The 23163-nt window shown below is 60.5% G+C and carries 25 protein-coding genes; 18 read left to right on the top strand and 7 right to left on the bottom strand.

Annotated features, from left to right (window positions below):
* Nucleotides 1-54: 54 nt before the first annotated feature.
* The 4 genes from ACYQ6M_RS22710 to mutM form a co-directional block, all read right to left on the bottom strand.
* Nucleotides 55-465, bottom strand: coding sequence for a rhodanese-like domain-containing protein (locus tag ACYQ6M_RS22710; protein ID WP_197923155.1), 411 nt, complete (start codon nucleotides 463-465; stop codon nucleotides 55-57).
* A 674-nt stretch (nucleotides 466-1139) separates the two neighbouring features.
* The gene (gene rpsT / locus ACYQ6M_RS22705) at nucleotides 1140-1406 is read right to left on the bottom strand and encodes a 30S ribosomal protein S20 (protein WP_022999146.1); all 267 of its coding nucleotides are present in this window, start codon (nucleotides 1404-1406) and stop codon (nucleotides 1140-1142) included.
* A gap of 175 nt (nucleotides 1407-1581) precedes the next feature.
* On the bottom strand, nucleotides 1582-2355 hold the full coding sequence (locus ACYQ6M_RS22700; RefSeq protein WP_022999145.1) for an enoyl-CoA hydratase: 774 nt from the start codon (nucleotides 2353-2355) through the stop codon (nucleotides 1582-1584).
* A gap of 155 nt (nucleotides 2356-2510) precedes the next feature.
* The gene (gene mutM / locus ACYQ6M_RS22695) at nucleotides 2511-3404 is read right to left on the bottom strand and encodes a bifunctional DNA-formamidopyrimidine glycosylase/DNA-(apurinic or apyrimidinic site) lyase (RefSeq protein ID WP_460075685.1); all 894 of its coding nucleotides are present in this window, start codon (nucleotides 3402-3404) and stop codon (nucleotides 2511-2513) included.
* A gap of 241 nt (nucleotides 3405-3645) precedes the next feature.
* Between mutM and ubiE the strand changes: the two genes are divergently transcribed.
* Together ubiE and ubiB are read left to right on the top strand one after the other, a co-directional pair.
* Entirely contained in the window at nucleotides 3646-4449 is an 804-nt protein-coding gene (ubiE, locus tag ACYQ6M_RS22690) for a bifunctional demethylmenaquinone methyltransferase/2-methoxy-6-polyprenyl-1,4-benzoquinol methylase UbiE (protein ID WP_022999142.1), read from the top strand.
* Between the two features lie 3 nt (nucleotides 4450-4452).
* On the top strand, nucleotides 4453-6033 hold the full coding sequence (ubiB, locus tag ACYQ6M_RS22685) for a 2-polyprenylphenol 6-hydroxylase (protein WP_022999141.1): 1581 nt from the start codon (nucleotides 4453-4455) through the stop codon (nucleotides 6031-6033).
* Between the two features lie 23 nt (nucleotides 6034-6056).
* On the opposite strand, the gene ACYQ6M_RS22680 is transcribed toward ubiB, so the two are convergent.
* Nucleotides 6057-6677: a GntR family transcriptional regulator gene (locus tag ACYQ6M_RS22680; RefSeq protein WP_460075682.1), complete on the bottom strand. Its 621-nt coding sequence runs from the start codon at nucleotides 6675-6677 to the stop codon at nucleotides 6057-6059.
* 81 nt (nucleotides 6678-6758) lie between these two features.
* On the opposite strand from ACYQ6M_RS22680, the gene ACYQ6M_RS22675 reads away from it, so the two are divergent.
* Nucleotides 6759-7229, top strand: a complete 471-nt coding sequence (locus tag ACYQ6M_RS22675) for an OsmC family protein (protein ID WP_460075680.1) — start codon at nucleotides 6759-6761, stop codon at nucleotides 7227-7229.
* A 4-nt stretch (nucleotides 7230-7233) separates the two neighbouring features.
* On the opposite strand, the gene ACYQ6M_RS22670 is transcribed toward ACYQ6M_RS22675, so the two are convergent.
* Together ACYQ6M_RS22670 and ACYQ6M_RS22665 are read right to left on the bottom strand one after the other, a co-directional pair.
* Entirely contained in the window at nucleotides 7234-7857 is a 624-nt protein-coding gene (locus ACYQ6M_RS22670; protein ID WP_460075747.1) for an alpha-ketoglutarate-dependent dioxygenase AlkB family protein, read from the bottom strand.
* 18 nt (nucleotides 7858-7875) lie between these two features.
* Entirely contained in the window at nucleotides 7876-8709 is an 834-nt protein-coding gene (locus tag ACYQ6M_RS22665) for a glycine-rich domain-containing protein (RefSeq protein ID WP_075281735.1), read from the bottom strand.
* 355 nt (nucleotides 8710-9064) lie between these two features.
* Between ACYQ6M_RS22665 and dnaK the strand changes: the two genes are divergently transcribed.
* The 15 genes from dnaK (at nucleotide 9065) to ACYQ6M_RS22590 (ending at nucleotide 23151) form a co-directional block, all read left to right on the top strand.
* Entirely contained in the window at nucleotides 9065-10987 is a 1923-nt protein-coding gene (dnaK, locus tag ACYQ6M_RS22660) for a molecular chaperone DnaK (RefSeq protein ID WP_022999135.1), read from the top strand.
* A 162-nt stretch (nucleotides 10988-11149) separates the two neighbouring features.
* A complete protein-coding gene (dnaJ, locus tag ACYQ6M_RS22655; RefSeq protein WP_022999133.1) occupies nucleotides 11150-12280 on the top strand; it encodes a molecular chaperone DnaJ in 1131 nt (376 codons plus the stop codon).
* Between the two features lie 105 nt (nucleotides 12281-12385).
* Entirely contained in the window at nucleotides 12386-13048 is a 663-nt protein-coding gene (locus ACYQ6M_RS22650; RefSeq protein ID WP_083660359.1) for a class I SAM-dependent methyltransferase, read from the top strand.
* Nucleotides 13049-13173: 125 nt separating this feature from the next.
* Nucleotides 13174-13749 carry an NADPH-dependent FMN reductase gene (locus tag ACYQ6M_RS22645; RefSeq protein WP_055657064.1) on the top strand — a complete coding sequence of 192 codons (576 nt, stop codon included), beginning with the start codon at nucleotides 13174-13176 and terminating at the stop codon, nucleotides 13747-13749.
* A 174-nt stretch (nucleotides 13750-13923) separates the two neighbouring features.
* Nucleotides 13924-14484, top strand: a complete 561-nt coding sequence (hslV, locus tag ACYQ6M_RS22640; RefSeq protein WP_022999130.1) for an ATP-dependent protease subunit HslV — start codon at nucleotides 13924-13926, stop codon at nucleotides 14482-14484.
* A 6-nt stretch (nucleotides 14485-14490) separates the two neighbouring features.
* Nucleotides 14491-15009 carry a GNAT family N-acetyltransferase gene (locus tag ACYQ6M_RS22635; protein ID WP_055657066.1) on the top strand — a complete coding sequence of 173 codons (519 nt, stop codon included), beginning with the start codon at nucleotides 14491-14493 and terminating at the stop codon, nucleotides 15007-15009.
* A 3-nt stretch (nucleotides 15010-15012) separates the two neighbouring features.
* Complete coding sequence (hslU, locus tag ACYQ6M_RS22630; RefSeq protein ID WP_022999128.1) at nucleotides 15013-16317, top strand: ATP-dependent protease ATPase subunit HslU; 1305 nt, start codon at nucleotides 15013-15015, stop codon at nucleotides 16315-16317.
* 89 nt (nucleotides 16318-16406) lie between these two features.
* Nucleotides 16407-16901 (top strand): universal stress protein, encoded by a 495-nt coding sequence (locus ACYQ6M_RS22625; protein WP_031268712.1) that lies wholly within the window; start codon nucleotides 16407-16409, stop codon nucleotides 16899-16901.
* Nucleotides 16902-17091: 190 nt separating this feature from the next.
* On the top strand, nucleotides 17092-17649 hold the full coding sequence (locus tag ACYQ6M_RS22620) for a NifU family protein (RefSeq protein ID WP_031268711.1): 558 nt from the start codon (nucleotides 17092-17094) through the stop codon (nucleotides 17647-17649).
* 165 nt (nucleotides 17650-17814) lie between these two features.
* On the top strand, nucleotides 17815-18507 hold the full coding sequence (gene tsaB / locus ACYQ6M_RS22615; RefSeq protein ID WP_416384111.1) for a tRNA (adenosine(37)-N6)-threonylcarbamoyltransferase complex dimerization subunit type 1 TsaB: 693 nt from the start codon (nucleotides 17815-17817) through the stop codon (nucleotides 18505-18507).
* On the top strand, nucleotides 18504-18992 hold the full coding sequence (gene rimI, locus ACYQ6M_RS22610; protein ID WP_022999124.1) for a ribosomal protein S18-alanine N-acetyltransferase: 489 nt from the start codon (nucleotides 18504-18506) through the stop codon (nucleotides 18990-18992). The genes tsaB and rimI overlap by 4 nt, the downstream gene beginning before the upstream one ends.
* Nucleotides 18993-19046: 54 nt before the next feature.
* Complete coding sequence (locus tag ACYQ6M_RS22605; protein WP_031268709.1) at nucleotides 19047-19496, top strand: Fur family transcriptional regulator; 450 nt, start codon at nucleotides 19047-19049, stop codon at nucleotides 19494-19496.
* Entirely contained in the window at nucleotides 19489-20355 is an 867-nt protein-coding gene (gene olsA / locus ACYQ6M_RS22600; protein ID WP_077291048.1) for a lyso-ornithine lipid O-acyltransferase, read from the top strand. Before ACYQ6M_RS22605 ends, olsA begins: the two co-directional genes overlap by 8 nt.
* A 198-nt stretch (nucleotides 20356-20553) precedes the next feature.
* Complete coding sequence (gene miaB, locus ACYQ6M_RS22595) at nucleotides 20554-22005, top strand: tRNA (N6-isopentenyl adenosine(37)-C2)-methylthiotransferase MiaB (RefSeq protein ID WP_460075745.1); 1452 nt, start codon at nucleotides 20554-20556, stop codon at nucleotides 22003-22005.
* 84 nt (nucleotides 22006-22089) lie between these two features.
* Complete coding sequence (locus ACYQ6M_RS22590) at nucleotides 22090-23151, top strand: PhoH family protein (RefSeq protein ID WP_022999120.1); 1062 nt, start codon at nucleotides 22090-22092, stop codon at nucleotides 23149-23151.
* Nucleotides 23152-23163 lie beyond the last annotated feature (12 nt).

Genomic DNA, 23163 nt, shown 5'->3' with positions numbered 1-23163 from the left:
TTATATGGCGAAGGAAAATCTCCCTTCACCTGACCCTGTCGATGGGCAGGGTAACTAACTTTGAATCCAGGGCAATCCGGCGGCCTTCCAGCCGGACTGGGTCCCACGGTGGCCATCCGGGCCGAGTGGGCCCTCGAAACCATCGGAGATATTGAAGCACTGCGTAAAGCCGGCCTGCGTCAGGGCGATCGCAGCTGCCTGGCTCCGTGCTCCGGAGCGGCACAAGAAATAGATTGGCGCGTTCCGGTCAAGTCCTTTTTTGACCAGAACATCAGAAACCGATTCCGCGAATGCCGGATTGGGTCCGGTCGACGGAAAGCTCTGCCATTCGGCCAGGATCGGCTCCTTGCCGAGCGGACGAAGGTCCGGCACCCCGACAAAGGACCATTCGGCCTGTGTGCGCACGTCGACAAGAGTTGCTTCCTGCTGCCCGGCAAGGCCGTCAAAGGCCTCCTGCGCAGTCACGTTTCCTGCATATCCACCCTGAAATTGCAAAGCCGCCCCCTTCAATAGCGTGACGCTATTGATCAAAAGTATTCTTCAAGATTTTCTTGAGAAAGAAGTAGGTTACTTCAGGCTAAATGCCTGAGTGTTCGAATACGCTAACGTATTCATTCCGTGAACTGGATTTGATGTGCTCAGCGATGGTCCGGTTTAACTTTTTCATTGTTTTCCAAGCACCGTTTTTAAGTTGGTCGCTGGTCTTACCCGCCAGCCGTGTTGTTAATATACAGACCGCGACCGAAGGGGCAACAGCGGGTTTTTGCGAATGGCGGAAAGTGCCGGTTTCTCCCCCCGCGTCACTGTGTTTTTGGCTCCTGCTGGCGAGCGAGCAAATGTGTTTTGCCGCAATGACTTTTCGCTCTGAAGCGCCCTGTCACATTTCAAAAACAACAATTTCAAAAAAAATTTCGGAACTGATAGCTTGACTCGTATCGAATCCGGATTGATCGCCTTCTCTCAATGGTACATGTGCGTAAATATCTGAAAAATAAACGTTTTTCCTGACACTATTATACTCGGTAGAAATTGCAATATTGCGCGTATGAGTTGTCAAATTTCGTCATCCACAAAATTGCGTGGCTAAAAAAAACCCGGCACTGTGGCCGGGTCTTTTTAACGGTCGTATGACGGGTCGGTTACGCGCTGAGTGCCTTGATACGGGCATTGAGGCGGGAAACCTTCCGGGAGGCCGTGTTGGCATGCATTGTGCCTTTGCCGGCAGCACGCATGATTTCCGGCTGCGCAACCTTGAAGGCTTCGTTTGCAGCGGCCTGATCGCCGGAAGCAATTGCTTCCTCAACCTTGCGCAGGAACGTGCGCACGCGGCTGCGACGGTCTTTGTTCGTGGCCGTCCGGCGGGCAATCTTGCGGGCCGCCTTCTTGGCCGATGGTGTGTTGGCCATGGGCTCTATCCTGATCGGTAATTGGGACTAGTGTCCGGTGGCGATCGGGACAAGGGAGCCAAAGCTGCAAGACCCGATCAAAAAACAACGGCGGCGGAAAACCGCCACCGATTGGGCGCTGCTTATAATCGCGCTTTCGGACGCCGTCAACGGCTTTATCGTTGAACGCCGTAGTTTATTTGTTCCGGAACTGCGGCGTACGTTTCTCGGTGAAGGCGCTCATGCCTTCGTTCTGGTCTTCCAGGGCAAACAGGGCCTGGAACACGCGCCGTTCGAAGCGGACGCCTTCCGACAGCGTGGTTTCATAGGCCCGGTCGACACTTTCCTTGGCCATCATGACGACAGGCAGCGAGAAATCGGCGATCTTTTCAGCCGCTTTCAGCGCTTCTTCAAGCAGGTCGTCCGCCGGAACGATACGGCTGACGAGACCGCTGCGCTCGGCTTCTTCCGCGTCCATCATGCGGCCGGTCAGGACCATTTCCATGGCTTTGGACTTGCCGACGAACCGCGTCAGGCGCTGGGTGCCACCGGCACCCGGAATAACGCCGAGCGTGATTTCCGGCTGGCCGAACTTGGCCGTGTCCGCGGCAATGATGAAGTCGCAAAGCATGGCCAGCTCGCAGCCGCCGCCAAGCGCATAACCCGCCACGGCGGCGATGATCGGCTTGCGGTTGCGCGATACCCGGTCGAAGGGCGTGATCAGGTCCGTCTGATAGGCGGACGAAAAATTGTGCGGCTGCATTTCCTTGATGTCGGCACCGGCGGCAAAGGCCTTTTCCGAGCCGGTGATGACGATACAGCCGATCCGCTCGTCCGCATCGAACCCGTCAAGCGCCGTGCCGAGTTCGGCAACCAGGGCCGAATTGAGTGCATTCAAGGCTTTCGGCCGATCGAGAGTGATCAGACCGACTTTTCCGCGTTTTTCGACGCGGATGTTCTCATATCCCATGTTGCCCGCTCCCAGTGCTGGAAACCGCGGCGGACCGGATGACCAGGTCTTTCTCGAGCCCGGCTCCTGGTGCCTGCGGTTTCCTGGACGTGTACTTCACCGGCAATGCCTACCCGAGGTCGGGCGGGTCTGGCAAGCTTGACCGATAGGACAAGTCAGCTCTGGCAGGCCGGGCAGTGGAAGGTTGACCGGTTGGACTGGACCAGCCGGGCGACGATGCCCTTGCAGCCCGGTGTCCGGCAGGCTTCGCCTTCGCGGTCGTAGACGGCAAACGAGTGCTGAAAGTAGCCAAGTGTGCCGTCCGCCTGGGTGTGATCGCGCAGCGAAGACCCGCCCGCCCGGATGGCATCTTCCAGGGTGGCGCGGATATTGGCGGCCAGTTCTTCCGCCTTTTTTGTCGGCTTGCCTGTTTTCGTCACCAGCGTTCCGGCAGCCCGTTCCGGGCTGAGCCCGGTGCGCCAGAGCGCTTCGCACACATAAATGTTGCCAAGGCCCGCAATCAGTTTCTGGTTGAGCAGGGCCGCCTTCAGCGGCGTCTTCCGGCCATTGAAAAGCCGCGCCAGTGTTTCGCCGCCTAGATCGTTGCCGAGAGGCTCCAGGCCGAGCTCACGGAAAAAGGGATGGTCTGCAAGCACAGGACGGGCAATGAGATCCATGAAGCCGAACCGGCGCGGGTCGTTGTAGACGATCCGGGCTCGCCCGCCGTCAACGGTCTCCAGATGGAAGACGACGTGGTCGTGTTTCGGGTCCTTGCTGCGCGCATGGGCAAAGGCACCTGGCGTAGCCGCGGAAAGATCGTTTTCGATCCGGAACGATCCAGACATGCCAAGGTGCATTACCAGCACATCGCCGCTGTCGACATCGCCCAACAGGTATTTCGACCGGCGCGACAGCACGGTCAGCCTTCGTCCGGTCAATCGGTCGGCGAAACCGTCCGGAAAAGGAAAGCGCAGGTCCGGCCGGTTCTGGTCGACCTTGGCAATCAGAGCCCCTTCGAAAGTGGGGGCAAGGCCGCGCTTGACGGTTTCGACTTCCGGGAGTTCGGGCATGAGAGGTCTGGTATCCGCTGTCATGGCAGGCTATAGGCCTGCGGCATATGGTTTTTGGTGGCCGGCACAGATAGCGCTCGCCAATGGCTTGTACTATGGTCCGGCGCACTTTGAAGATAGTTTCGAAACGGCAATCCGCCAGCTCTTTCAACAGGTGGCTTGTCCAACGGGTAAGAAGTGATCGAACCCGCCGCCGCCCGGCAGTCTTGTCGCGGCGCGGGGTGATCTTGGAGGCGCTTTCATGACGCAACAGGCACAGGGGCATTCGGCCAGGTCGAACCGCGCACCGGAAGAAATGCCGACCAGTTTCGGCTTCACCAAGGTTGCCGAAGGGCAAAAGCAGGCACTGGTGGACGATGTGTTTCACAAGGTTGCCGAGCGCTACGACCTGATGAACGACCTCATGTCCGGCGGCCTTCACCGGGTCTGGAAGGATGCCATGGTCTCGTTCCTGGCACCGCCCAAGACAGCTGCCTCCAACTGGCGGCTGCTGGATGTGGCCGGCGGAACCGGCGACATCGCCACCCGCGTGGTTCGCCGGTCCAATGACACAGCCCGTGCCGTGGTGTGCGACATCAACGAAAGCATGCTTGGCGTCGGCCGCGACCGGGCCGAAAAGGCTGGTCTGTCGGATCTCATCACCTTCAGCCAGGGCAATGCCGAGGAGCTGCCGTTTCCCGACAAGAGTTTCGATGCCTATACGATCGCCTTCGGCATCCGCAACGTCCCGGATATTCCCAAGGCGCTGCGGGAAGCGCGCAGGGTCCTGAAGCGGGGTGGCCGCTTCATGTGTCTGGAGTTCTCCGAAGTCGACGTGCCGATGCTCGACAAGGTCTATGACACCTTTTCCTTCAACGCGATCCCGGCCATGGGCCGCTGGGTGACAGGGGACGGTGACCCTTACAAGTATCTGGTGGAATCGATCCGCAATTTCCCGAACCAGGAACGCTTTGCGGACATGATCCGCGAAGCCGGGTTCGAGCGTGTCGGCTACCGCAACTACTCCGGCGGTATCGCCGCCCTGCATTACGGCTGGAAACTCTGATACATGGCCCTTCCCGTGATGCCTTTTCTCCGCCTGGCGCGGGCGGGTTTCGTGATGGCGCGCGAGGGCGTTTTCGGCCTCGTTTCGCTTCCGGACCTGCCGGCCGGACCTCGGTTCGCCATTGCCATGGCGCGGCTTCTGGAGCGCCGGTCGGTTCGCAACAAGCGGGCAGACCTTCGCCTGTCCGACGCGCTGAACAAGCTTGGGCCGTCCTATGTGAAGCTTGGCCAGTTCCTGGCGACCCGGGCCGATGTGGTCGGCAAGGAAGCCGCACGCGAACTGTCAGCCCTTCAGGACCGGTTGCCGGCGTTCGATCATGATGCTGCCTGCGCCGCGGTAGCCGAGCAGCTCGGCAAGCCGCTGGATGAGGTCTTCGTGTCCTTCGGCGAAGCCGTTGCCGCCGCCTCGATTGCCCAGGTTCATCCGGCCGTGATCCTCGATCAGGACGGCACGGAGCGAAAGGTTGCGGTCAAGGTGCTGCGGCCGGGCGTTTCCCGCCGCTTCCAGCGCGATCTCGAAAGCTACTACCTCGTCGCCCGCCTGGCCGAACGGTTCCATCCGCCCTCGCGGCGCCTTCGGCCGGTTGCGGTCGTGGACACGCTGGCCCAGTCGGTCGCGATGGAAATGGACTTCCGTCTGGAGGCCGCGGCCCTGTCGGAAATGGCCGAGAATACCGCGGACGATCCGGGGTTCCGCGTTCCGGCTGTCGAGTGGTTGCGCACCGCCAAGGGCGTGTTGACTATGGAATGGATCGACGGCCGCAAGATGTCGGACGTCGAGGGCCTCAAGGAAGATGGCCATGACCTGGAAGCGCTGGGGGCTGCCGTCATCCAGAGCTTCCTGCGCCACACGCTGCGCGACGGCTTCTTTCATGCAGACATGCACCAGGGCAACCTCTTCGTTGAGCCCGACGGCACCCTGGTTGCCGTCGACTTCGGCATCATCGGCCGTCTCAACAAGCGCGAACGCCGGTTCCTGGCAGAAATCCTGTTCGGCTTCATCACCCGCAACTACCGACGGGTGGCAGAGGTGCATTTCGAGGCCGGCTATGTGCCCGCGCATCAGGATGTCGACATGTTCGCCCAGGCGATCCGTGCCATCGGCGAGCCGATCCACGGTCACGATGCCAGCGAAATCTCCATGGCCCGCCTGCTGACCCAGCTGTTCGAAGTGACGGAACTCTTCGAGATGAGCACCCAGACCCAGCTGATCATGTTGCAGAAGACCATGGTCGTCGTCGAAGGCGTGGCGCGTTCGCTCAATCCCAATCTGGACATGTGGCGGACGGCGGAACCCGTTGTCGGCACCTGGATCAAGGACAACCTTGGTCCGGTCGGCAAACTGCGTGACGCGGGTGATGCGCTGTCGGCACTGGCGCGCATTGCCAACGACATGCCGCTCTTTGCCGACAGGATCGGTCGGATGTCGGAAGAGCTGGAAAGGATGACACAGGGCGGCCTCAGGTTCGACGACGAGACCGCAGAAGCAATTGGTCGTGCAGAGGCACGTCATACCCGCTCGGGGCGGGCTGCCTTGTGGGTCATTGCCGCCTGCGCGGTCGTGGCGACCTACATGCTTTTCTGAGGCTCGGCTGGCACTCTGAAGGTTCAGCCGGGCATTGCGTCCAGCAATGTCTGTCGCGCGTCCGCGATATGGCGGGCCAGAATGTCTGCCGCCTGGTCTTCCGCGCGTGATTTCATCGCTGCCACCAGGTCTTCATGGTCCTTCAGCCACCTGTCGGTGAGTGTCGGCAGAACGCCGTAGCCGGCAATGTGAATGCGGCAGGTCCGCCGAAGATCCTCGATCATCGCCAGCTCTCTTGGCCGACTTGCAGGCATATAAAGGCTCTTGTGAAAGGCCCAGTCGCCGTCGGCCCACCGGTCGGTTGCCGCGTCTATGCTGGAGTGGGCAAGGGCTGCTTCGATCTTCACAAGATCGTCTGCTTCCAGCCGCCGGATTGATTGCCGCAGGCAATCGGTCTCCAGAAGCACGCGCAGATGGTAGACCTCATCAATCTCCGCGGGGGTAAGACTGATCACTCGAGCCCGTCGATTGCGCTCAAGGTCGATCAGGCCCCGGGCGGCCATCAGCTGCAGGGCATCGCGCACGGGAATGCGACTGACCGAAAAGCGGGCAGCAAGCTCTCCCTGTTTCATTTCCTCACCCGGCCGGAAGATCCCGGAGATGATATCGGTTTCAAGCGTGGCTGCGATTTTTTCTGCGGACATGGCGCCTCCCGAAATTTCAATAGAGCCTTGACAGCAGCCTGTAAATCAAAAATGTATAAATGTATACATTTTGGAGGAAGCATGAGCAAAGAGCACGGCTACACATCCCTCATCCACTGGACGGGAAACCGGGGCGAGGGGACGAGGAGTTACAGGTCCTATGACCGGACCTGGGAGATACGAACACCTGGAAAGCCTCCGGTTTCCTGTTCGAACGACCCGCTACTGGGGGGAAATCCCGCGTTCCATAATCCGGAGGACTTGCTCCTGTCCTCCCTGGCGAGCTGCCATATGCTCTGGTACCTGCATCTGGCAAGCGATGCAGGCATTGCCGTCATGGGATACGAGGACGCGCCGGAAGCGACGGGGGAAACCGAGCCCTCGGGTGCTGGCCGTTTTCTGCGCGCTGTGCTGAAGCCGGTCATCACCGTGCCCAAGGGCACGGACGTGGCAACGGCCGATGCGATCCACCATGAGATCCACAAGGTCTGCTTCATCGCCCGCTCGGTGAATTTTCCGGTGAGCTTCGAGGCAACCTACGTGGAAACGTAGGAATTCAAGGCGGAGTGACGCGCCGAAGGGTCAGGTTGATCCGGCCGCCGTTTTTCAGAAGCGTCGAAGTTCCATTCAACACGCGATCGATACCGTGAAAGGCCAGTCGAGCCTCACCGCCAAGTACGACGACGTCACCGGATTGAAGGCGGAAGGATTTGGTCGGATCCTTCCTGTTCACGCCGCCAACACGGAAGGTCGCGGTGTCTCCCAGGGAAACCGAGACGACCGGGGCTTCGAACATCTGTTCATCCCTGTCCTGGTGCAGACCCATGCGGGCGCTGGGATCATAGAAATTGATCAGGCAGGCTTCGGGTGGTGGCGCCGTTCCGGCAACGTCCTTCCACAGGTGCGTCAAGGCATCCGGCATGGCTGGCCATGGCCGGCCGGTTTCGGGGTGCGCCGGCTGGTAGCGATAGCCTCGGATATCCGACACCCAGCCGAGCGGCCCGCAGTTGCTCATGCGCACCGAAAAGGGCTTTCCGGTTTTCGGCATTACCGGCTGGAACAAGGGCGCTTCGGCGACGATCGCGCGAATATGTGCCAGAAGCTGTTCCTGGCCCTCGCGGTCGAAATGACCCGGCATATAATAAAGCCCGCTCAGGCCGTTTATGGGAATTTCCTGCATGGTCATTGTCGCCGGTCGTCAGTCGCCCCCGCCGCAACCGCTGCAGCCGGAGCTGCCACCGCCGCCTCCGTCACCGCTGCTGCTGGTACCGCAGCCTGAGCTGCACCCGGAAGAACTTCCACCGGTCGATTTCTTGAAGAGGATGATCAGCACCACGGCGATGATAAACAGGGAAATCAGGAATTCGGCTGTGTGCATGGTGGCCCAGTGCCAGACCATGTTGCGCAGTCTCTCGATGAGGGTATCGCCTTGCGCCTCGCCATGGGCAAAGGCCAGCCTGGTGCCCAGAAGAAGTGACATGGCGGCCAGCAGGGCGCAGTGGACGGCGGTGGGCGCATTCGCAGCCTTCCCGGCAAGTCTTGCGAGCTGGTTCGGCCAGTCCGGCTTGCGGATGATCCACACATCCTGCGCATTCACGCGGACAAAGCCCGGCGCCTTGCCGAACCGGATTTCCTCCGGTGGCCAGATGTCCACAGGCGGGTCGCCGAATTCCGACCGGTAGAGCCGGAGTGTTCTTGCATAGGCCTGCCGGAACCGGACTTCCTGTTCCGGGCCGCCCTTTGTCGGCATGTGATGCAGTGGACCTTCGAGCGCTTCCTTGAATGGGCCCCAGTAATGTCTGGTGTAGGTCAGGTGCAGATGCCAGGCCTGGTCCACTTCGTCGCTCGGCGTCACGATGCCTTCATCAAGCCGGCTGAGATAGGCAAACCGCAGATATTCGACAACGACCCGTCCCGCAAAGCTTTTGCTCCAGCCATTTTCTCGGGCAAGGCGCGCGGAGAACGGGAAATCCGCTTCCACATCGTCCGGGTGGCAGGCTTGAAGCCGATTCCAGAGGCTGGGATCTCGCAATTTGGGTCTCCTTTCCGCGTTGCCATTGCGGTGACGGGGCGATGTTAACCGTATTGTCCGCAAGGTTTGAGCAAAACCTCGCCTCCATGTGCCGATTGCATGTGGAATTCGCAAAGCTGACAATGCTGGTAACGATCTGGGAAGAAATATCGGCGAAGAACGGAAGGTCTGTGAAATGTCAGTGGACAGATGTCTTGCAGGCAAAGTTTCATCCACCTATATAGCGGTCAAGCTTCGCGCCAAATCATGAGCCTAGCGTTCTGGCGCGATGTCCGGGGGAACCCGGAACCCAACTGAGAGGAGCCGGAATGACGCCTTTTTGGGTCTATCCGGTTTGCTAGAAAGAGAGGCAGATATGGCAAAGGTCATTGGTATCGACCTCGGCACGACGAACTCGTGCGTCGCCGTCATGGACGGCAAGGATTCCAAGGTAATTGAAAACGCAGAAGGCGCCCGCACCACCCCGTCGATGGTGGCCTTCTCCGACGATGGCGAGCGTCTCGTCGGCCAGCCGGCAAAACGCCAGGCAGTCACGAACCCGACCAACACCCTTTTTGCAGTCAAACGCCTGATCGGTCGCCGGTACAGCGATCCGACCGTCGACAAGGACAAGAAGCTTGTCCCGTTCGAAATCGTTAAGGCCGACAATGGCGACGCATGGGTGGAAGCCAACGGCGACAAATACTCCCCGTCCCAGGTGTCCGCTTTCATCCTTCAGAAGATGAAGGAAACCGCGGAGAGCTATCTCGGCGAAAAAGTGACCCAGGCGGTGATCACCGTTCCGGCATACTTCAACGACGCGCAGCGCCAGGCAACCAAGGATGCCGGCAAGATCGCGGGTCTTGAAGTCCTGCGCATCATCAACGAGCCGACCGCGGCAGCGCTTGCCTACGGTCTCGACAAGAACGACGGTAAAACCATCGCGGTCTACGACCTTGGTGGCGGTACGTTCGACGTTTCCGTCCTGGAAATCGGCGATGGTGTCTTCGAAGTGAAGTCCACCAACGGCGACACCTTCCTCGGCGGTGAAGACTTCGACATGGTTCTCGTCGATTACCTCGCGTCCGAGTTCAAGAAGGACCAGGGCATCGACCTGAAGAACGACAAGCTGGCCCTGCAGCGCCTGAAGGAAGCTGCGGAAAAGGCGAAGATCGAACTGTCGTCCTCTTCCCAGACCGAAATCAACCTGCCGTTCATCACGGCGGACGCTTCCGGTCCGAAGCACCTGACGCTGAAACTCACCCGCGCCAAGTTCGAGTCGCTGGTTGAAGATCTGGTCAAGCGCACCATTGAGCCGATGAAAGCCGCTCTGAAAGACGCAGGTCTTGCACCCGGTGAAATCGACGAAGTGGTTCTGGTCGGCGGCATGACCCGCATGCCGAAGATCCAGGAAACCGTGAAGACCTTCTTCGGTAAGGACCCGCACAAGGGTGTGAACCCGGACGAAGTCGTGGCCATGGGCGCCGCGATCCAGGCCGGCGTTCTGCAGGGCGACGTCAAGGACGTTCTGCTGCTCGACGTGACCCCGCTGTCGCTTGGCATCGAAACGCTTGGCGGTGTCTTCACCCGTCTGATCGATCGCAACACGACGATCCCGACCAAGAAGAGCCAGGTGTTCTCGACCGCTGAAGACAATCAGACGGCCGTGACCATCCGCGTCTTCCAGGGTGAGCGCGAAATGGCCGCGGACAACAAGATCCTCGGTCAGTTCGACCTGGTCGGCCTGCCGCCGGCACCGCGCGGCGTTCCGCAGATCGAAGTCACCTTCGACATCGACGCCAACGGTATCGTCAACGTGTCCGCGAAGGACAAGGGCACCGGCAAGGAACAGCAGATCCGCATCCAGGCCTCCGGCGGGCTCAGCGACAGCGACATCGACCAGATGATCAAGGACGCTGAATCCCACGCCGATGAGGACAAGAAGCGGAAGGAACTGGTGGAAGCCAAGAACCAGGGCGAATCCCTGGTCCATTCCACCGACAAGTCCCTGAAGGACTACGGCGACAAGGTTTCCGAGGACGACAAGTCCGCGATCGAGACCGCGCTCGCCTCCCTGAAGTCTGCTCTTGAAGGTGAAGACCTGGAAGACATCAAGGCCAAGACCCAGGCTCTGGCAGAAGCTTCCATGAAACTTGGCGAAGCCATGTATCAGGCAGCTCAGGCTGACGCCCAGGCAGAAGACGGCGAGGAAGCCGATCCGAAAGCCAAGGCCGAAGACGATGTCGTTGATGCGGATTTTGAAGAAGTCAAAGAAGACGACGACAAAAAATCCGCATAACCGAAAAATACCAGCCAGCCGGGTTCCGGCTGGCTGGTCCAATCCTGGCGCCGGTCGCTCGACTGCCTGATGAAAGGGCACTTGTGCGCGGCGCCTTCGCCGTAATTGGCGCCGGCATTTGCCAGGCCGCCAGCGGTGCAACAACAAGACCGGAAGATCTTGATGTCGAAACGTGATTTCTATGAGGTGCTGGGTGTTTCGCGTGAGGCGGACGAAAAAGCGCTGAAAAGCGCCTACCGCAAGATGGCCATGCAATTTCACCCGGACCGCAATCCGGGCGACGAGGCCGCCGAAGCCAAGTTCAAGGAAGTCAACGAGGCCTATGACACGCTGAAGGACAGCCAGAAGCGTGCGGCCTATGACCGTTTCGGCCATGCGGCCTTCGAAAACGGTGGTTTTGGCGGCGGCGGTGCCGGCGCCCACGACTTTTCCTCTACCATGTCCGATATCTTCGAGGAATTCTTCGGCATGGGTGGCGGCGGTGGCCGCCGGTCGGGCGGACGCGAACGTGGCGCGGACCTGCGCTACAATCTGGATATCACGCTGGAGGATGCCTTTACCGGAAAGACGGTGGAGATAGAGGTTCCTACCAGCGTTACCTGCGACGATTGCTCCGGTTCGGGCGCAAAGCCCGGAACCAGCCCGACGACCTGCCGCACATGTGGCGGGGCAGGCCGCGTGCGTGCCGCGCAGGGCTTCTTCACGCTGGAACGCACCTGTCCGAGCTGCCAGGGACGCGGCCAGGTGATTACCGATCCGTGCGAAAGCTGTAGCGGCTCCGGACGCAAGACCCAGGAGCGCACGCTGTCGGTCAACATTCCGGCCGGTATCGAGGACGGAACCCGTATTCGGCTGGCAGGTGAAGGTGAAGCAGGCGTGCGCGGTGGCCCCGCGGGGGATCTCTATATCTTCCTCTCCATAAGGCCGCACGAGCTTTTCCAGCGCGATGGCGCCGATCTTTACTGCCGCGTGCCGATTTCCATGTCGACCGCGACCCTGGGTGGTCAGTTCGACGTGCCGACGGTCGAAGGGTCGACCAGCCGCGTGAAGGTGCCCGAAGGCACCCAGACCGGAAAGCAGTTCCGGTTGCGCGGCAAGGGCATGCCGATCATGCGTTCCAGCCAGCACGGCGACATGTATATTCAGGTCACGGTCGAAACACCGACCAATCTGACCCGGCGCCAACGTGAGCTTCTGGCGGAATTCGAGAAGGAATCCTCCGGTGAAAACCACCCGGAATCGGCTGGGTTTTTCTCCAAGGTGAAGGATTTCATCGATAATCTCGGTGCATAAGCAGTCTGCAAAGGGTGACGTATGCGTTCAATATGTGCGCTTGCCCATGGCATCTTATTGCAATCACTCCTATATTCCCCGCGTGGGGGATGTGAGTGAGGAAAGATGCTGAAACGCAATAGCTCGCGCCGGGAAGCTTTTCGGGAAAAGCTTGAGAAGGCAAGTGCCGTTCGGGCGAAGGTGCTCGATGAAGTCAAATTCATCCGTTCCTGGGCTCAGAACCCGCTTCGAACCGGTGCCGTTGCCCCTTCCGGGCCAGAGCTCGCCGCCAAGATGGCGTCCTTTCTGACACCGCGTCCCCATTCAAGGGTTGTGGAACTCGGGCCGGGAACCGGCGTCGTCACGAAGGCGATTCTGGACCGTGGATTTTCCTCCCAGCAGCTCAGGCTCATCGAGTATTGCCCGGAATTTTGCGAACTGCTGACCCGCAGATACCCCGGCCTGAAAATTGTCCAGGGTGATGCCTACGCCCTTGGCGCCACCCTCTCGCGCGCTGGCGATACGCTGTCGGCTGCGGAAGACCAGCGTCATTCGCTTGATGGCATCGTCTCGTCCCTGCCGCTGCTGACGCGACCGGAAACGGTCCGCAAGGCGCTGCTGGCGGAAGCTCTGGAAATTCTGAAACCGGGCGCGCCCTTCATCCAGTTTTCCTACGGGCTGGTCGCTCCGGTGAAGCCGGACAACCGCTCTGTCTCCGTCTTCAGTTCGGACTGGGTCTGGAAAAACCTGCCTCCGGCACGCGTCTGGGTTTACCGCAAGGCCCATTGAGGGCTCAGACGGCAGGGGACAGCGGGCAGGAAGCACTCCCATTTCCCGAAAAGCGCCCTAAACTTGCCCTCAGGCGGTTCACCGCGGTGCCACGCGCGAGCCGGACATTTGTAGGGTAGGTTCTGATGCGCAATCCGAAGATCCTCGTTTGCTCGGGCTCGGTCCGAAGCGGTTCCTTCAACGGCAGACTGACGGCGCTGGCCGCCAAGAAACTTGCAATCCTGGATGCTCAGGTGACGCATCTGTCGCTGAAGGACTATCCGTTGCCGATCTATGACGGCGATCTGGAGGACACGAATGGCGTTCCGGAAAATGCCAGGAAACTCAAACGCTTGTTCCTGGCGCAGGATGGTATTTTTCTGTCCTGTCCGGAATATAACGCCGGCATCTCGCCGCTGCTGAAAAACACCCTGGACTGGATCAGCCGCGTGAAGGAACCGGGCGATCCCTACAAGACCAAGGTCTTTGCGCTCGGTGCAGCTTCAACCGGCGCGTTCGGCGGCATGCGCGGTCTGATCGGCATGCGCACCATTCTGGAAGTCGGCCTTGGAGCAATGGTCCTGCCGCAGATGGTGGCCGTACCCAAAGCGGCGGGCGCGTTCGACGACAAGGGCGAACTTTCCGATGAACGGGCAGGCGGCCAGCTCGACAAGCTGGTGGACGCACTTTTGCGGGCAACCCGGATCGAGATGTCACACTGAGGTTTTGAATTGCCGGCAGAAATCACCCTGAAAATGTGTGTCTTGAGCCGATTTCGGTCGGCTTCATAGCCGGGCTCAACAAGGCCGCATCCCATTGACTGCTTGGAAATACCGGATTTGCCGCCTACATAGGGCGGCAGACAAGATGACCATGAAGATTGCCAAGAGGATTGAATGAGCGAAACGCGCGAACCGGCCCAGTGGCACGGTACGACGATCATGATGGTGCGCAAGGGTGGCAAGGTGGTGATCGCCGGTGACGGCCAGGTCTCCCTCGGCCAGACCGTGATCAAGCACACCGCCCGCAAGGTACGCCTGCTGGCCAAGGGCGAGGTTATTGCCGGTTTTGCCGGTGCAACCGCCGATGCCTTCACCCTGTTCGAGCGCCTTGAAGCGAAGCTGGAACAGTACCCCGGCCAGCTGATGCGCGCCTGCGTGGAACTTGCCAAGGACTGGCGGACCGACCGCTATCTACGCCGACTGGAAGCGATGATGCTGGTGGCCGACAAGAACGTGTCGCTGGTGCTGACCGGTACCGGCGACGTTCTGGAGCCCGAAGGGGGTGTCATGGGTATCGGTTCTGGCGGCAACTATGCACTTGCGGCCGGACGTGCCCTGGCAGATACCGACTTTGACGCAGAAACCATAGCCCGCAAGGCGATGGCGGTTGCAGCGGAAATCTGCGTTTACACGAACGCCAGCGTGACGGTCGAGTCGCTGGATACGGCCGAGTAAGGGCCGATGATTTCGTTTCGCCCCGTCACCGCCGAGGATTTGCCCATGCTGGCGAATTGGTTGGCGCGCCCGCACTGGCGGCAATGGTGGGGCGATCCGGACGAAGAGTTGAGCAACATCCGGGACATGGTCGAAGGCAGGGATACGACCCGGCCTTTCATCTTTCAGGAAGACGGCACCGACAAGGGCTATATCCAGGTCTGGTTTGTCGGCGATCAGCAGGGAAGCGCATTTGCGGCGGATTATCCCTGGCTGGAACGGCTGCCGGCAGAGGCTGTCGGTGTCGACCTCTCGATTGCATTCGAGGAAGATCTGTCCCGGGGACTTGGAACAAGAACTTTGCAGGCGTTTGTCCGCCAGTTGCGCGAGGAAGGTCACGAACGGATCATCATCGATCCGGATCCGGCCAATCTCAGGGCCCTGAAGGCCTATCGCAAGGCGGGCTTTCAGGAGATCGAAGCGCTTCTGGGACGCACCGGCGACTGCCTGCTGATGGAACTCGTAAGTAAAGAAGGCGTGTCTTAAACAATGTCCGATTTTTCTCCGCGTGAGATCGTTTCCGAACTCGACCGCTACATCGTCGGCCAGAAAGATGCCAAGCGCGCGGTCGCAATTGCATTGCGCAACCGCTGGCGCCGCCAGCAGCTGCAAGGCCAGATGCGCGAGGAAGTTCTGCCGAAGAACATCCTGATGATCGGCCCGACCGGCGTCGGCAAGACCGAAATTTCCCGCCGTCTGGCAAAGCTGGCAAATGCCCCCTTCACCAAGGTGGAAGCCACCAAGTTCACAGAGGTCGGCTATGTCGGCCGCGACGTGGAGCAGATCGTCCGTGATCTGGTGGAAGCCGGCATCACGCTGGTGCGCGACCAGAAGCGCGAAGCGGTGAAGGCCAAGGCACACATGCTGGCCGAGGAACGCGTGCTGGATGCGCTGGTCGGCAAGAACGCAAGCCCGGCAACCCGGGACAGCTTCCGCACCAAGCTGCGCAACGGCGAGATGGACGAGAAGGAAATCGAGGTCGAGGTCAGGGCCCAGGCACAGATGCCGAGCTTTGATCTGCCGGGTATGCCGGGTGCCAGCGTCGGGGTGATGAATGTCTCCGATCTGCTGGGCAAGGCGTTCGGTGGCCAGACCAAGACCAAACGCACCACCGTTCGCGACAGCTACCAGCTCCTGATCAACGAGGAATCCGACAAGCTGCTCGACGACGACAAGGTGGTGGAAGAAGCAATTTCACTTGTCGAGAATTCCGGCATCGTCTTTCTGGACGAGATTGACAAGATCTGTGCCCGTGAAGGCCGTGCGGGAGCCGATGTCTCTCGTGAAGGCGTACAGCGTGACCTGCTGCCGCTGATCGAAGGAACGGTGGTCTCCACCAAGCACGGACCGGTCAAGACCGACCACATCCTGTTCATCGCTTCCGGTGCATTCCACGTCGCAAAGCCTTCGGACCTTTTGCCGGAGCTGCAGGGCCGCCTGCCGATCCGGGTCGAGCTGCGTGCGCTCGACAAGGACGATTTCCGCGCGATCCTGACCGAACCGGAAGCCAGCCTCATCAAGCAGTATGTTGCGCTGATGGAAACGGAAAAGGTCACGCTGAACTTCACAGAGGATGCCATCGACGAGATCGCCTCGATTGCGGTTGATCTCAATGCCTCTGTCGAGAACATCGGTGCCCGCCGTCTGCAGACGGTGATGGAGCGCATTCTCGACGAGATTTCCTTCACGGCGCCGGACCGTCCGGGTGAAGAGGTGGAGATCACGGGCAAATTCGTTCGCGACAACATCGGCGACCTTGCCAAGAACGTCGACCTGTCGAAGTTCATCCTCTAGGAGGCATGCGGAAAGACACCGGTTGAGCGCTCCGTGCGCGGCGATTTCGCCGCTTGCGGAGTGCGCGGACCGGTGGCAGCATGCGGCCCATGGTAGCTATCAGAAAAAGCAACGAGGAAGGCCACCGCCGGAAGTTTCTGGTCGTGGTCGACGAGACGCCCGAATGTGACCGGGCGATCGTATATGCCGCAAAACGGGCGGCCCGGACCGGCGGCGTCGTGACGCTGGTCTTCATCATTGCGCCTGGCGACTTCCAGCATTGGCTGGGGGTTGAAGACATCATGCGGGCGGAAGCCCAGGAAGAAGCCGAGGCAGCGCTTGCGAAAGCTGCAGAGCGCGTGCGGTCCGTTGCCCGTACCGAACCGGAATCGGTGGTGAGGGAAGGGACAAAGGCCGAGGAGATCATGGAGCTGATCGAGGCGGATGCCGACATCGCGATCCTGATCCTGGCCGCCAGCACGGGCTCTGAAGGGCCGGGACCTCTGGTGTCGTCGATTGCCGGAAAATCCGCGGGAACCTTCCCCATTCCGGTGACGATCGTGCCGGGTAACCTGGACGATGATTCCATCGCCGCGCTGGCTTGACGAGCGATCGCAGGGCTGCCGGATTCAAGAAGACGGCTTGACCAGGCAGGATCTGCACCTATCTAGTTTTTAACGGTTCCAAACTGCCGAGAGATACGTTAGAAACATTCATCGGCGTTTTGCGATGGAGGTGAGGCGCAAAACGAAGCCGGCAACATGGGCGCGACCTGAAGCGCAAGGACGAGACAAGATGTTCATTCAAACCGAAGCCACTCCCAATCCGGCGACACTGAAATTCCTGCCGGGACGGGTTGTCCTGCCGGAGGGAACCTACGATTTCCGCTCCAGGACCGACGCCGGGGTGTCGCCTCTTGCACAGAAACTGTTCGACGTGCCGGGCGTGGTCGCGGTCTTCTTCGGCCACGACTTCGTGACCGTGACCAAGGACGAAACCGACTGGCAGCACATGAAACCCGCCATCCTGGGCGTGATCATGGAGCAGTTCATGTCCGGACAGCCGGTCATGGCCACCAGCGAAGCGGAAAATATCGAGGAAGGCGAATTCTTCGAGGCAGGGGACGCGGACACCGTCAGCACCATCAAGGAACTCCTGGAAACCCGGGTGCGTCCGGCTGTGGCGCAGGATGGTGGCGACATCACCTTCAAGGGTTTCAAGGAAGGCGTGGTCTATCTGTCCATGCGCGGCGCCTGCGCCGGCTGCCCGTCATCCACGGCAACACTGCAGCACGGCATCCAGAACCTGCTGCGTCACTTCGTTCCGGAAGTCGAGGAAGTCCGCCCGATCTGATCGGAGCATTCCTGAAGAATTTCAAAGGCCCGGCCTCTTGTCCGGGCCTTTAATATTTTCGACTCCCATTCTTTGTGGAAGGCAAGCCCCCCTTTGGACTTAGGTCCAAAGCCCCGCTCGACTCGCGGGCCGGGGCGGGGTAGTGGCATGTGGGACACGAAAACCATGAGCCAAACCGGAATGCGCGTCCTCGCCATCGATACAGCCCTTGCCAATTGCGCCGCCGCCGTTCTCGACGACGGTGTCGAAACCGCGTGTTTCGAGGCGTGCGGCGAGGAGATCGGCCGCGGCCATGCCGAGAAGCTGATGGACATGATCGGTGAGGTCATGGCCGAGTCGTCCACCACCTTTTCCGAGCTCGACCGCGTTGCCGTGACCATCGGACCCGGCAGCTTTACCGGCCTTCGCGTCGGACTGGCGGTTGCCCGCGGCTTTGGTCTCGTGCTCGGAAAGCCGGTTGTCGGCGTAACGACCCTGGCAGCCATTGCCCGTTCCGCCGTGCCGGGAGATGACGGCGGTCCCGTGCTGGTGGCGCTGACGGGAAAGGCAGACGAGGTCTACTGCCAGCTTTATCATGCGTCCGGCACCGCTGCCGATGAAGCCGGTGTCCGCACCATCGCAGATCTTGCGGCGAACCTGCCCAAGGACATAAGATTGGCAGGATCGGCATCGGAAAAAATCGCGAGGGAGCTTGGGCTTCCGGAAAGCGCGATATTGTCCCGCAGCACTTTCCCGGGTATTCGGGATGTCGCGGAACTGGGGATCTCCGCCGATCCTTCGAGGTCATCCCCTTCGCCACTCTATTTGCGGCCGCCCGATGCGACGCCGCAAACGAAGGGAAGGATAGAACGGCAATGAGTTTTTGGTGGTTCTGGACCCAGCCGCCGGTGATAGAAGAGGCGCTGGACGAGGATCTACCGAAGATTGCCGACATCCACGCGCTTTGTTTCAAGCACAAATGGAATACGGACGAGCTTGCGCGGATGAAAGCGCATGCGGGGACGATGTTTCTGGTGGCACGCCGGGCGAGCCCCTATGGCACGCGCGCACCGCTTGGTTTCCTGATCGTGCGCACCGTTGCCGACGAAGCCGAGGTCATCACCATTGCGGTTCACCCGCGCCAACGCGGCCGTGGCATCGGCAAGAAGCTGATGGAAGCCGGCCTGTTTCGGCTCTACGGTGAACGTTGCAAACACCTTTTTCTGGAAGTGGACGCAGCCAACGAACCGGCTCTGCTGCTGTACCGGGCGCTCGGCTTCAAGGAAGTCGGCAGCCGCAAAGGCTATTACAGCGACAGTGGAGGAGACGGCACCGCGCTTGTCATGCGCGTCGATCTTGGTTAAGCGCTGTAGCGGAAACGGATACGGTATCGGAAACAGACAGCGGACGGCATCGCAATGGCGGAAGAGCGGCAATCAACGCTAGCGGACTTGTGCATCGAAAAAGGTATGCGCATGACCGAACAGCGTCGCGTCATTGCCTCCGTCATCGAAGCCGCGTCCGACGAGCACCCGGACGTCGAGGAACTCTACCGCCGCTCCGTGGCGATCGATCCCGGCATTTCCATTTCGACGGTCTATCGCACGGTGAAGCTGTTCGAGGACGCCGGCATGATCGAACGGCACGATTTTCGTGACGGTCGGTCGCGTTATGAAACCGTTCCGGACGAGCATCACGACCATCTGATCGATCTGCGCTCCGGCCAGGTCATCGAATTCCGCAACGAGGAAATCGAGGCCTTGCAGGAATTCATCGCCAAGAAGCTGGGTTACCGTCTGGTCGATCACCGGCTGGAACTTTATGGCGTCCCACTCGATGTCCCGAAGGATAATCAGGGCGATGGCTGAGCTCAAGGCCGGGGTTATTATCTTCCTTCTGACGCTGGTCTCGCTGGTGCTGATCCCGCTTCAGTGGCTGGCGGTGAAGCTCGGGCTTAAGATGCAGCGAAAACTGCCCCAGCTCTGGCACCGGATCGCCACCCGGCTTGTGGGCATCAAGATCGAGCAGATCGGGGCCCCGGCAGTGGACCGGCCGTTGTTGATCGCCTCCAACCACGCATCCTGGGTCGATATCACCGTGGTCGGCTCGCTGATGCCTCTCTCCTTCATCGCCAAGTCCGAGGTTTCCGGCTGGCCCATTTTCGGTCTGTTCGCCAAGCTTCAGCGCACGGTATTCGTCAATCGCACCCGGCGCACGGAAACCGCCCAGGTTGCCGATGCCATCGCCGTTCGCATGGCTGCCGGCGACGCGATGGTCCTGTTTGCCGAAGGTACCTCCAACGACGGCAATTGCGTCCTGCCGTTTCGCTCGGCCCTACTGGGCGCCGCCACCCGTGCGGTCGGTGAGGACGAAACCTCGAAAGTCTGGGTGCAGCCGCTTTCGGTCGCCTATCAGGGCTTTTACGGCCTGCCGATGGGCCGGGCCCATCGGCCGCATGTCGCCTGGTATGGCGATATGGAACTCGCCGGCCATCTGTGGGGCATCTTTTCGCGCGGTGCACTCGACGTGGTGGTGCGCTGGGGCGAGCCGGTTCTGGTTGACCGGACAACGGACCGGAAAGCCCTGACCCGCCGTCTGGAAACGGAGGTTCGGGCCATGACGATAGCCTCGCTGCTGCAAAAGCCGGTCGACACCGAAGATTTCAGCGAAATCGAGACACTCGAGTTCTTCTCAAACGCGGAAAAAACCGCTAAAGCTGGCGCCTGAATTTGCAAGGTGCGGTCCGCCGCCGGTCTCAGGCGCGGGTCCCGGGCATGAAGGACGGATCGATCCTGTGCCTGTGCCGGGTGAACTGCCCGATGAAGGTACCGACATTCACGACATCCGGCCGCCTGAAAAAGGCCAGCGTATCAAGGCCATGAGGAGCCCCACGAGGAGCGAATGACAAGCCGCCCTGAACAAGACTTGGAAACGAACGTCACCGCCGTTTCCGCCACCGATATGACAGACGCCCGCAAAGGCGGAAACACCCGCAAGGTGTTCGTGCGTACCTATGGCTGCCAGATGAACGTCTACGACAGCGAGCGCATGACCGATGTGCTGGCACCGGAAGGATTCGAGGCGACGGACGATCTGGAAGACGCGGATCTTGTCATTCTGAACACCTGCCATATTCGTGAAAAGGCAGCCGAGAAAGTCTATTCGGAGCTTGGCCGCATCCGCAAGGTCAAGGAAGAGCGGGCAAAATCCGGCAAGGACATGATGGTGGGTGTCGCCGGCTGCGTTGCGCAGGCGGAGGGCGAGGAAATTTCTCGCCGGGCTCCGATTGTCGATCTTGTGGTGGGCCCGCAGAGCTATCATCAGCTGCCGTCCCTTCTGGAAAAGGCCCGCGCAGGCTCCAAGGTTGTCGAGACCGAGTTTGATATCGACGCCAAGTTCAATCACCTGTCGGAACGTGCCGAAAAGCAGGTTCTCAAACGCCCGCCATCCGCCTTCCTGACCGTGCAGGAAGGCTGCGACAAGTTCTGCACCTTCTGCGTCGTTCCCTACACGCGCGGGGCCGAAGTCTCCCGCTCTGTCGAACAGATCGTCAGCGAAGCCGAACGCATGGCCGCGGCCGGGGTACGCGAGATCACGCTGCTGGGCCAGAACGTTAACGCGTATCACGGCACATCGCCGGATGGTGCCGTCTGGGGTCTTGGCCGGTTGCTGCGTCGTCTGGCGGAAATCGACGGTCTGGACCGGCTGCGCTACACCACCAGCCATCCGCGCGACATGGATGACGACCTGATCGAGGCGCATCGGGACCTGAAAAGCCTGATGCCGTATCTGCACCTGCCGGTGCAGTCCGGGTCCGACAAGATCCTGAAGGCGATGAACCGCCGGCACACGCGCGATGAGTATTTCCGCCTGATCGACCGCATTCGCGAGGTCTCTCCCGACATTGCGCTCTCAGGCGATTTCATCGTCGGTTTCCCGGGCGAGAGCGACCAGGATTTCGAAGACACGATGGATCTGATTCGACAGGTCGGCTACGGCTCGGCCTTCTCGTTCAAATACAGTTCCAGGCCCGGTACGCCCGGCGCAACCATGGACGAACAGGTGCCGGAGGACGTCAAGTCCGCACGGCTGGCCGCGCTTCAGGCGCTGGTTGCCGACCAGCAGAAGGCGTTCAACGCCTCGCGTCTGGGCATGACCTGCGACGTGCTTCTGGAGAAGACCGGCCGCAATCCCGGGCAGCTGGTCGGCAAGTCGCCGTGGTTGCAGCCGGTGCAGCTGGATGCACCTGAAGACCTCATCGGGTCAATACAAGCGGTGGAAATCGTCGACATCGGGTCCAATTCCCTGTTCGGGCGGCTGATTGCGGGGCAAGATGATCTTGGAAGGTCCGGACGCATCCCGGCTCCGGCGGCCTAAAGGAGACGTCATTTGACGCGCGACAGCCACTCTTCATCCCGCAAGTCTTCGGTACAATCCTCTGCGGCCGGTTCGGCCTCCGACATGACCCATATTGTTCTTGCCTTTGAAGATAACCGGCTGATCGGAGATCTGTTTGGGCAATTCGACCAGAACCTTGCGCTGATCGAGCAGCGTCTCGGCATCGACGCGATTGCCCGGGGCAACCAGGTGACACTGAAAGGCAGCCAGGTTGGCTGCGCCCAGGCACGCACGGCTCTGGAAGCCATGTATCAGCGTCTGCTGCAGGGACAGGAAATCCACCCGGGTGATGTCGACGGCGCACTGCGCATGGCAGCGGCTGCGGAAGCGCAGCTGCCGTTGCCGACGCTGGAGCCGAAGTCCCGGCTGGCCTTCGCCCAGATCGCGACCCGCCGGAAAACGATCGTCGCCCGCACACCGACCCAGGATGCCTACATCCGGTCGATGGATCGGGCCGACCTGATTTTCGGAACCGGCCCGGCCGGTACCGGCAAGACCTTTCTGGCGGTTGCCTATGCAGCAGCTCTTCTGGAGCGCGGCGATGTGGCCCGTCTGATCCTGTCCCGTCCTGCAGTGGAAGCCGGTGAGCGCCTCGGCTTCCTGCCGGGTGAAATGAAGGACAAGGTCGATCCGTACCTGCGACCGATCTACGATGCGCTTTACGAGATGATGCCTGCCGAGAAGGTCGATCGTGGCTTGCAGTCCGGCATGATCGAAGTGGCGCCGCTCGCCTTCATGCGCGGCCGAACGCTCTCCAACGCGGTGGTGCTGCTCGACGAGGCGCAGAACACGACCTCCATGCAGATGAAGATGTTCCTGACGCGTCTTGGGGAAGGCTCGAAGATGATCGTCACCGGCGATCCGAGCCAGATCGACCTGCCGTCAGGACAGATGTCCGGTCTGCGTGAAGCGCTGGGGCTTTTGACGGACATTCCGGAAGTTGCCCATATCCGCTTCAACGAGAAGGACGTTGTCCGTCACGAGCTGGTCGGAAGGATCGTGACCGCTTACGACAACGCCTCTCGGGAAGAATCGGAAGCGCGCGAGCGCCGCTTTGCCGAGCGACAACGTGGTGCGGACCGCGACGGTGCCTCTGCGCGCCCTCGTGAAGCCGCAAATTCCTGAAAAGCCCTTGCT

Source organism: Roseibium sp. ROS1, assembly GCF_054658215.1.
The sequence above is the reverse complement of the archived record's forward strand: the minus strand, read 5'-3'. Positions and strand labels throughout refer to the sequence as shown.

What these genes read in the sequence shown, in the direction of transcription:
- rpsT (WP_022999146.1), bottom strand. Translation starts at nt 1,406, where the DNA reads ATGGCCAACACACCATCGGCCAAGAAGGCGGCCCGCAAGATTGCCCGC.
- ACYQ6M_RS22700 (WP_022999145.1), bottom strand. Translation starts at nt 2,355, where the DNA reads ATGGGATATGAGAACATCCGCGTCGAAAAACGCGGAAAAGTCGGTCTG.
- mutM (WP_460075685.1), bottom strand. Translation starts at nt 3,404, where the DNA reads ATGCCCGAACTCCCGGAAGTCGAAACCGTCAAGCGCGGCCTTGCCCCC.
- ubiE (WP_022999142.1), top strand. Translation starts at nt 3,646, where the DNA reads ATGACGCAACAGGCACAGGGGCATTCGGCCAGGTCGAACCGCGCACCG.
- ubiB (WP_022999141.1), top strand. Translation starts at nt 4,453, where the DNA reads ATGGCCCTTCCCGTGATGCCTTTTCTCCGCCTGGCGCGGGCGGGTTTC.
- ACYQ6M_RS22680 (WP_460075682.1), bottom strand. Translation starts at nt 6,677, where the DNA reads ATGTCCGCAGAAAAAATCGCAGCCACGCTTGAAACCGATATCATCTCC.
- ACYQ6M_RS22675 (WP_460075680.1), top strand. Translation starts at nt 6,759, where the DNA reads ATGAGCAAAGAGCACGGCTACACATCCCTCATCCACTGGACGGGAAAC.
- ACYQ6M_RS22670 (WP_460075747.1), bottom strand. Translation starts at nt 7,857, where the DNA reads ATGCAGGAAATTCCCATAAACGGCCTGAGCGGGCTTTATTATATGCCG.
- dnaK (WP_022999135.1), top strand. Translation starts at nt 9,065, where the DNA reads ATGGCAAAGGTCATTGGTATCGACCTCGGCACGACGAACTCGTGCGTC.
- dnaJ (WP_022999133.1), top strand. Translation starts at nt 11,150, where the DNA reads ATGTCGAAACGTGATTTCTATGAGGTGCTGGGTGTTTCGCGTGAGGCG.
- ACYQ6M_RS22650 (WP_083660359.1), top strand. Translation starts at nt 12,386, where the DNA reads ATGCTGAAACGCAATAGCTCGCGCCGGGAAGCTTTTCGGGAAAAGCTT.
- ACYQ6M_RS22645 (WP_055657064.1), top strand. Translation starts at nt 13,174, where the DNA reads ATGCGCAATCCGAAGATCCTCGTTTGCTCGGGCTCGGTCCGAAGCGGT.
- hslV (WP_022999130.1), top strand. Translation starts at nt 13,924, where the DNA reads ATGAGCGAAACGCGCGAACCGGCCCAGTGGCACGGTACGACGATCATG.
- ACYQ6M_RS22635 (WP_055657066.1), top strand. Translation starts at nt 14,491, where the DNA reads ATGATTTCGTTTCGCCCCGTCACCGCCGAGGATTTGCCCATGCTGGCG.
- hslU (WP_022999128.1), top strand. Translation starts at nt 15,013, where the DNA reads ATGTCCGATTTTTCTCCGCGTGAGATCGTTTCCGAACTCGACCGCTAC.
- ACYQ6M_RS22625 (WP_031268712.1), top strand. Translation starts at nt 16,407, where the DNA reads ATGGTAGCTATCAGAAAAAGCAACGAGGAAGGCCACCGCCGGAAGTTT.
- ACYQ6M_RS22620 (WP_031268711.1), top strand. Translation starts at nt 17,092, where the DNA reads ATGTTCATTCAAACCGAAGCCACTCCCAATCCGGCGACACTGAAATTC.
- tsaB (WP_416384111.1), top strand. Translation starts at nt 17,815, where the DNA reads ATGAGCCAAACCGGAATGCGCGTCCTCGCCATCGATACAGCCCTTGCC.
- rimI (WP_022999124.1), top strand. Translation starts at nt 18,504, where the DNA reads ATGAGTTTTTGGTGGTTCTGGACCCAGCCGCCGGTGATAGAAGAGGCG.
- ACYQ6M_RS22605 (WP_031268709.1), top strand. Translation starts at nt 19,047, where the DNA reads ATGGCGGAAGAGCGGCAATCAACGCTAGCGGACTTGTGCATCGAAAAA.
- olsA (WP_077291048.1), top strand. Translation starts at nt 19,489, where the DNA reads ATGGCTGAGCTCAAGGCCGGGGTTATTATCTTCCTTCTGACGCTGGTC.
- ACYQ6M_RS22590 (WP_022999120.1), top strand. Translation starts at nt 22,090, where the DNA reads ATGACCCATATTGTTCTTGCCTTTGAAGATAACCGGCTGATCGGAGAT.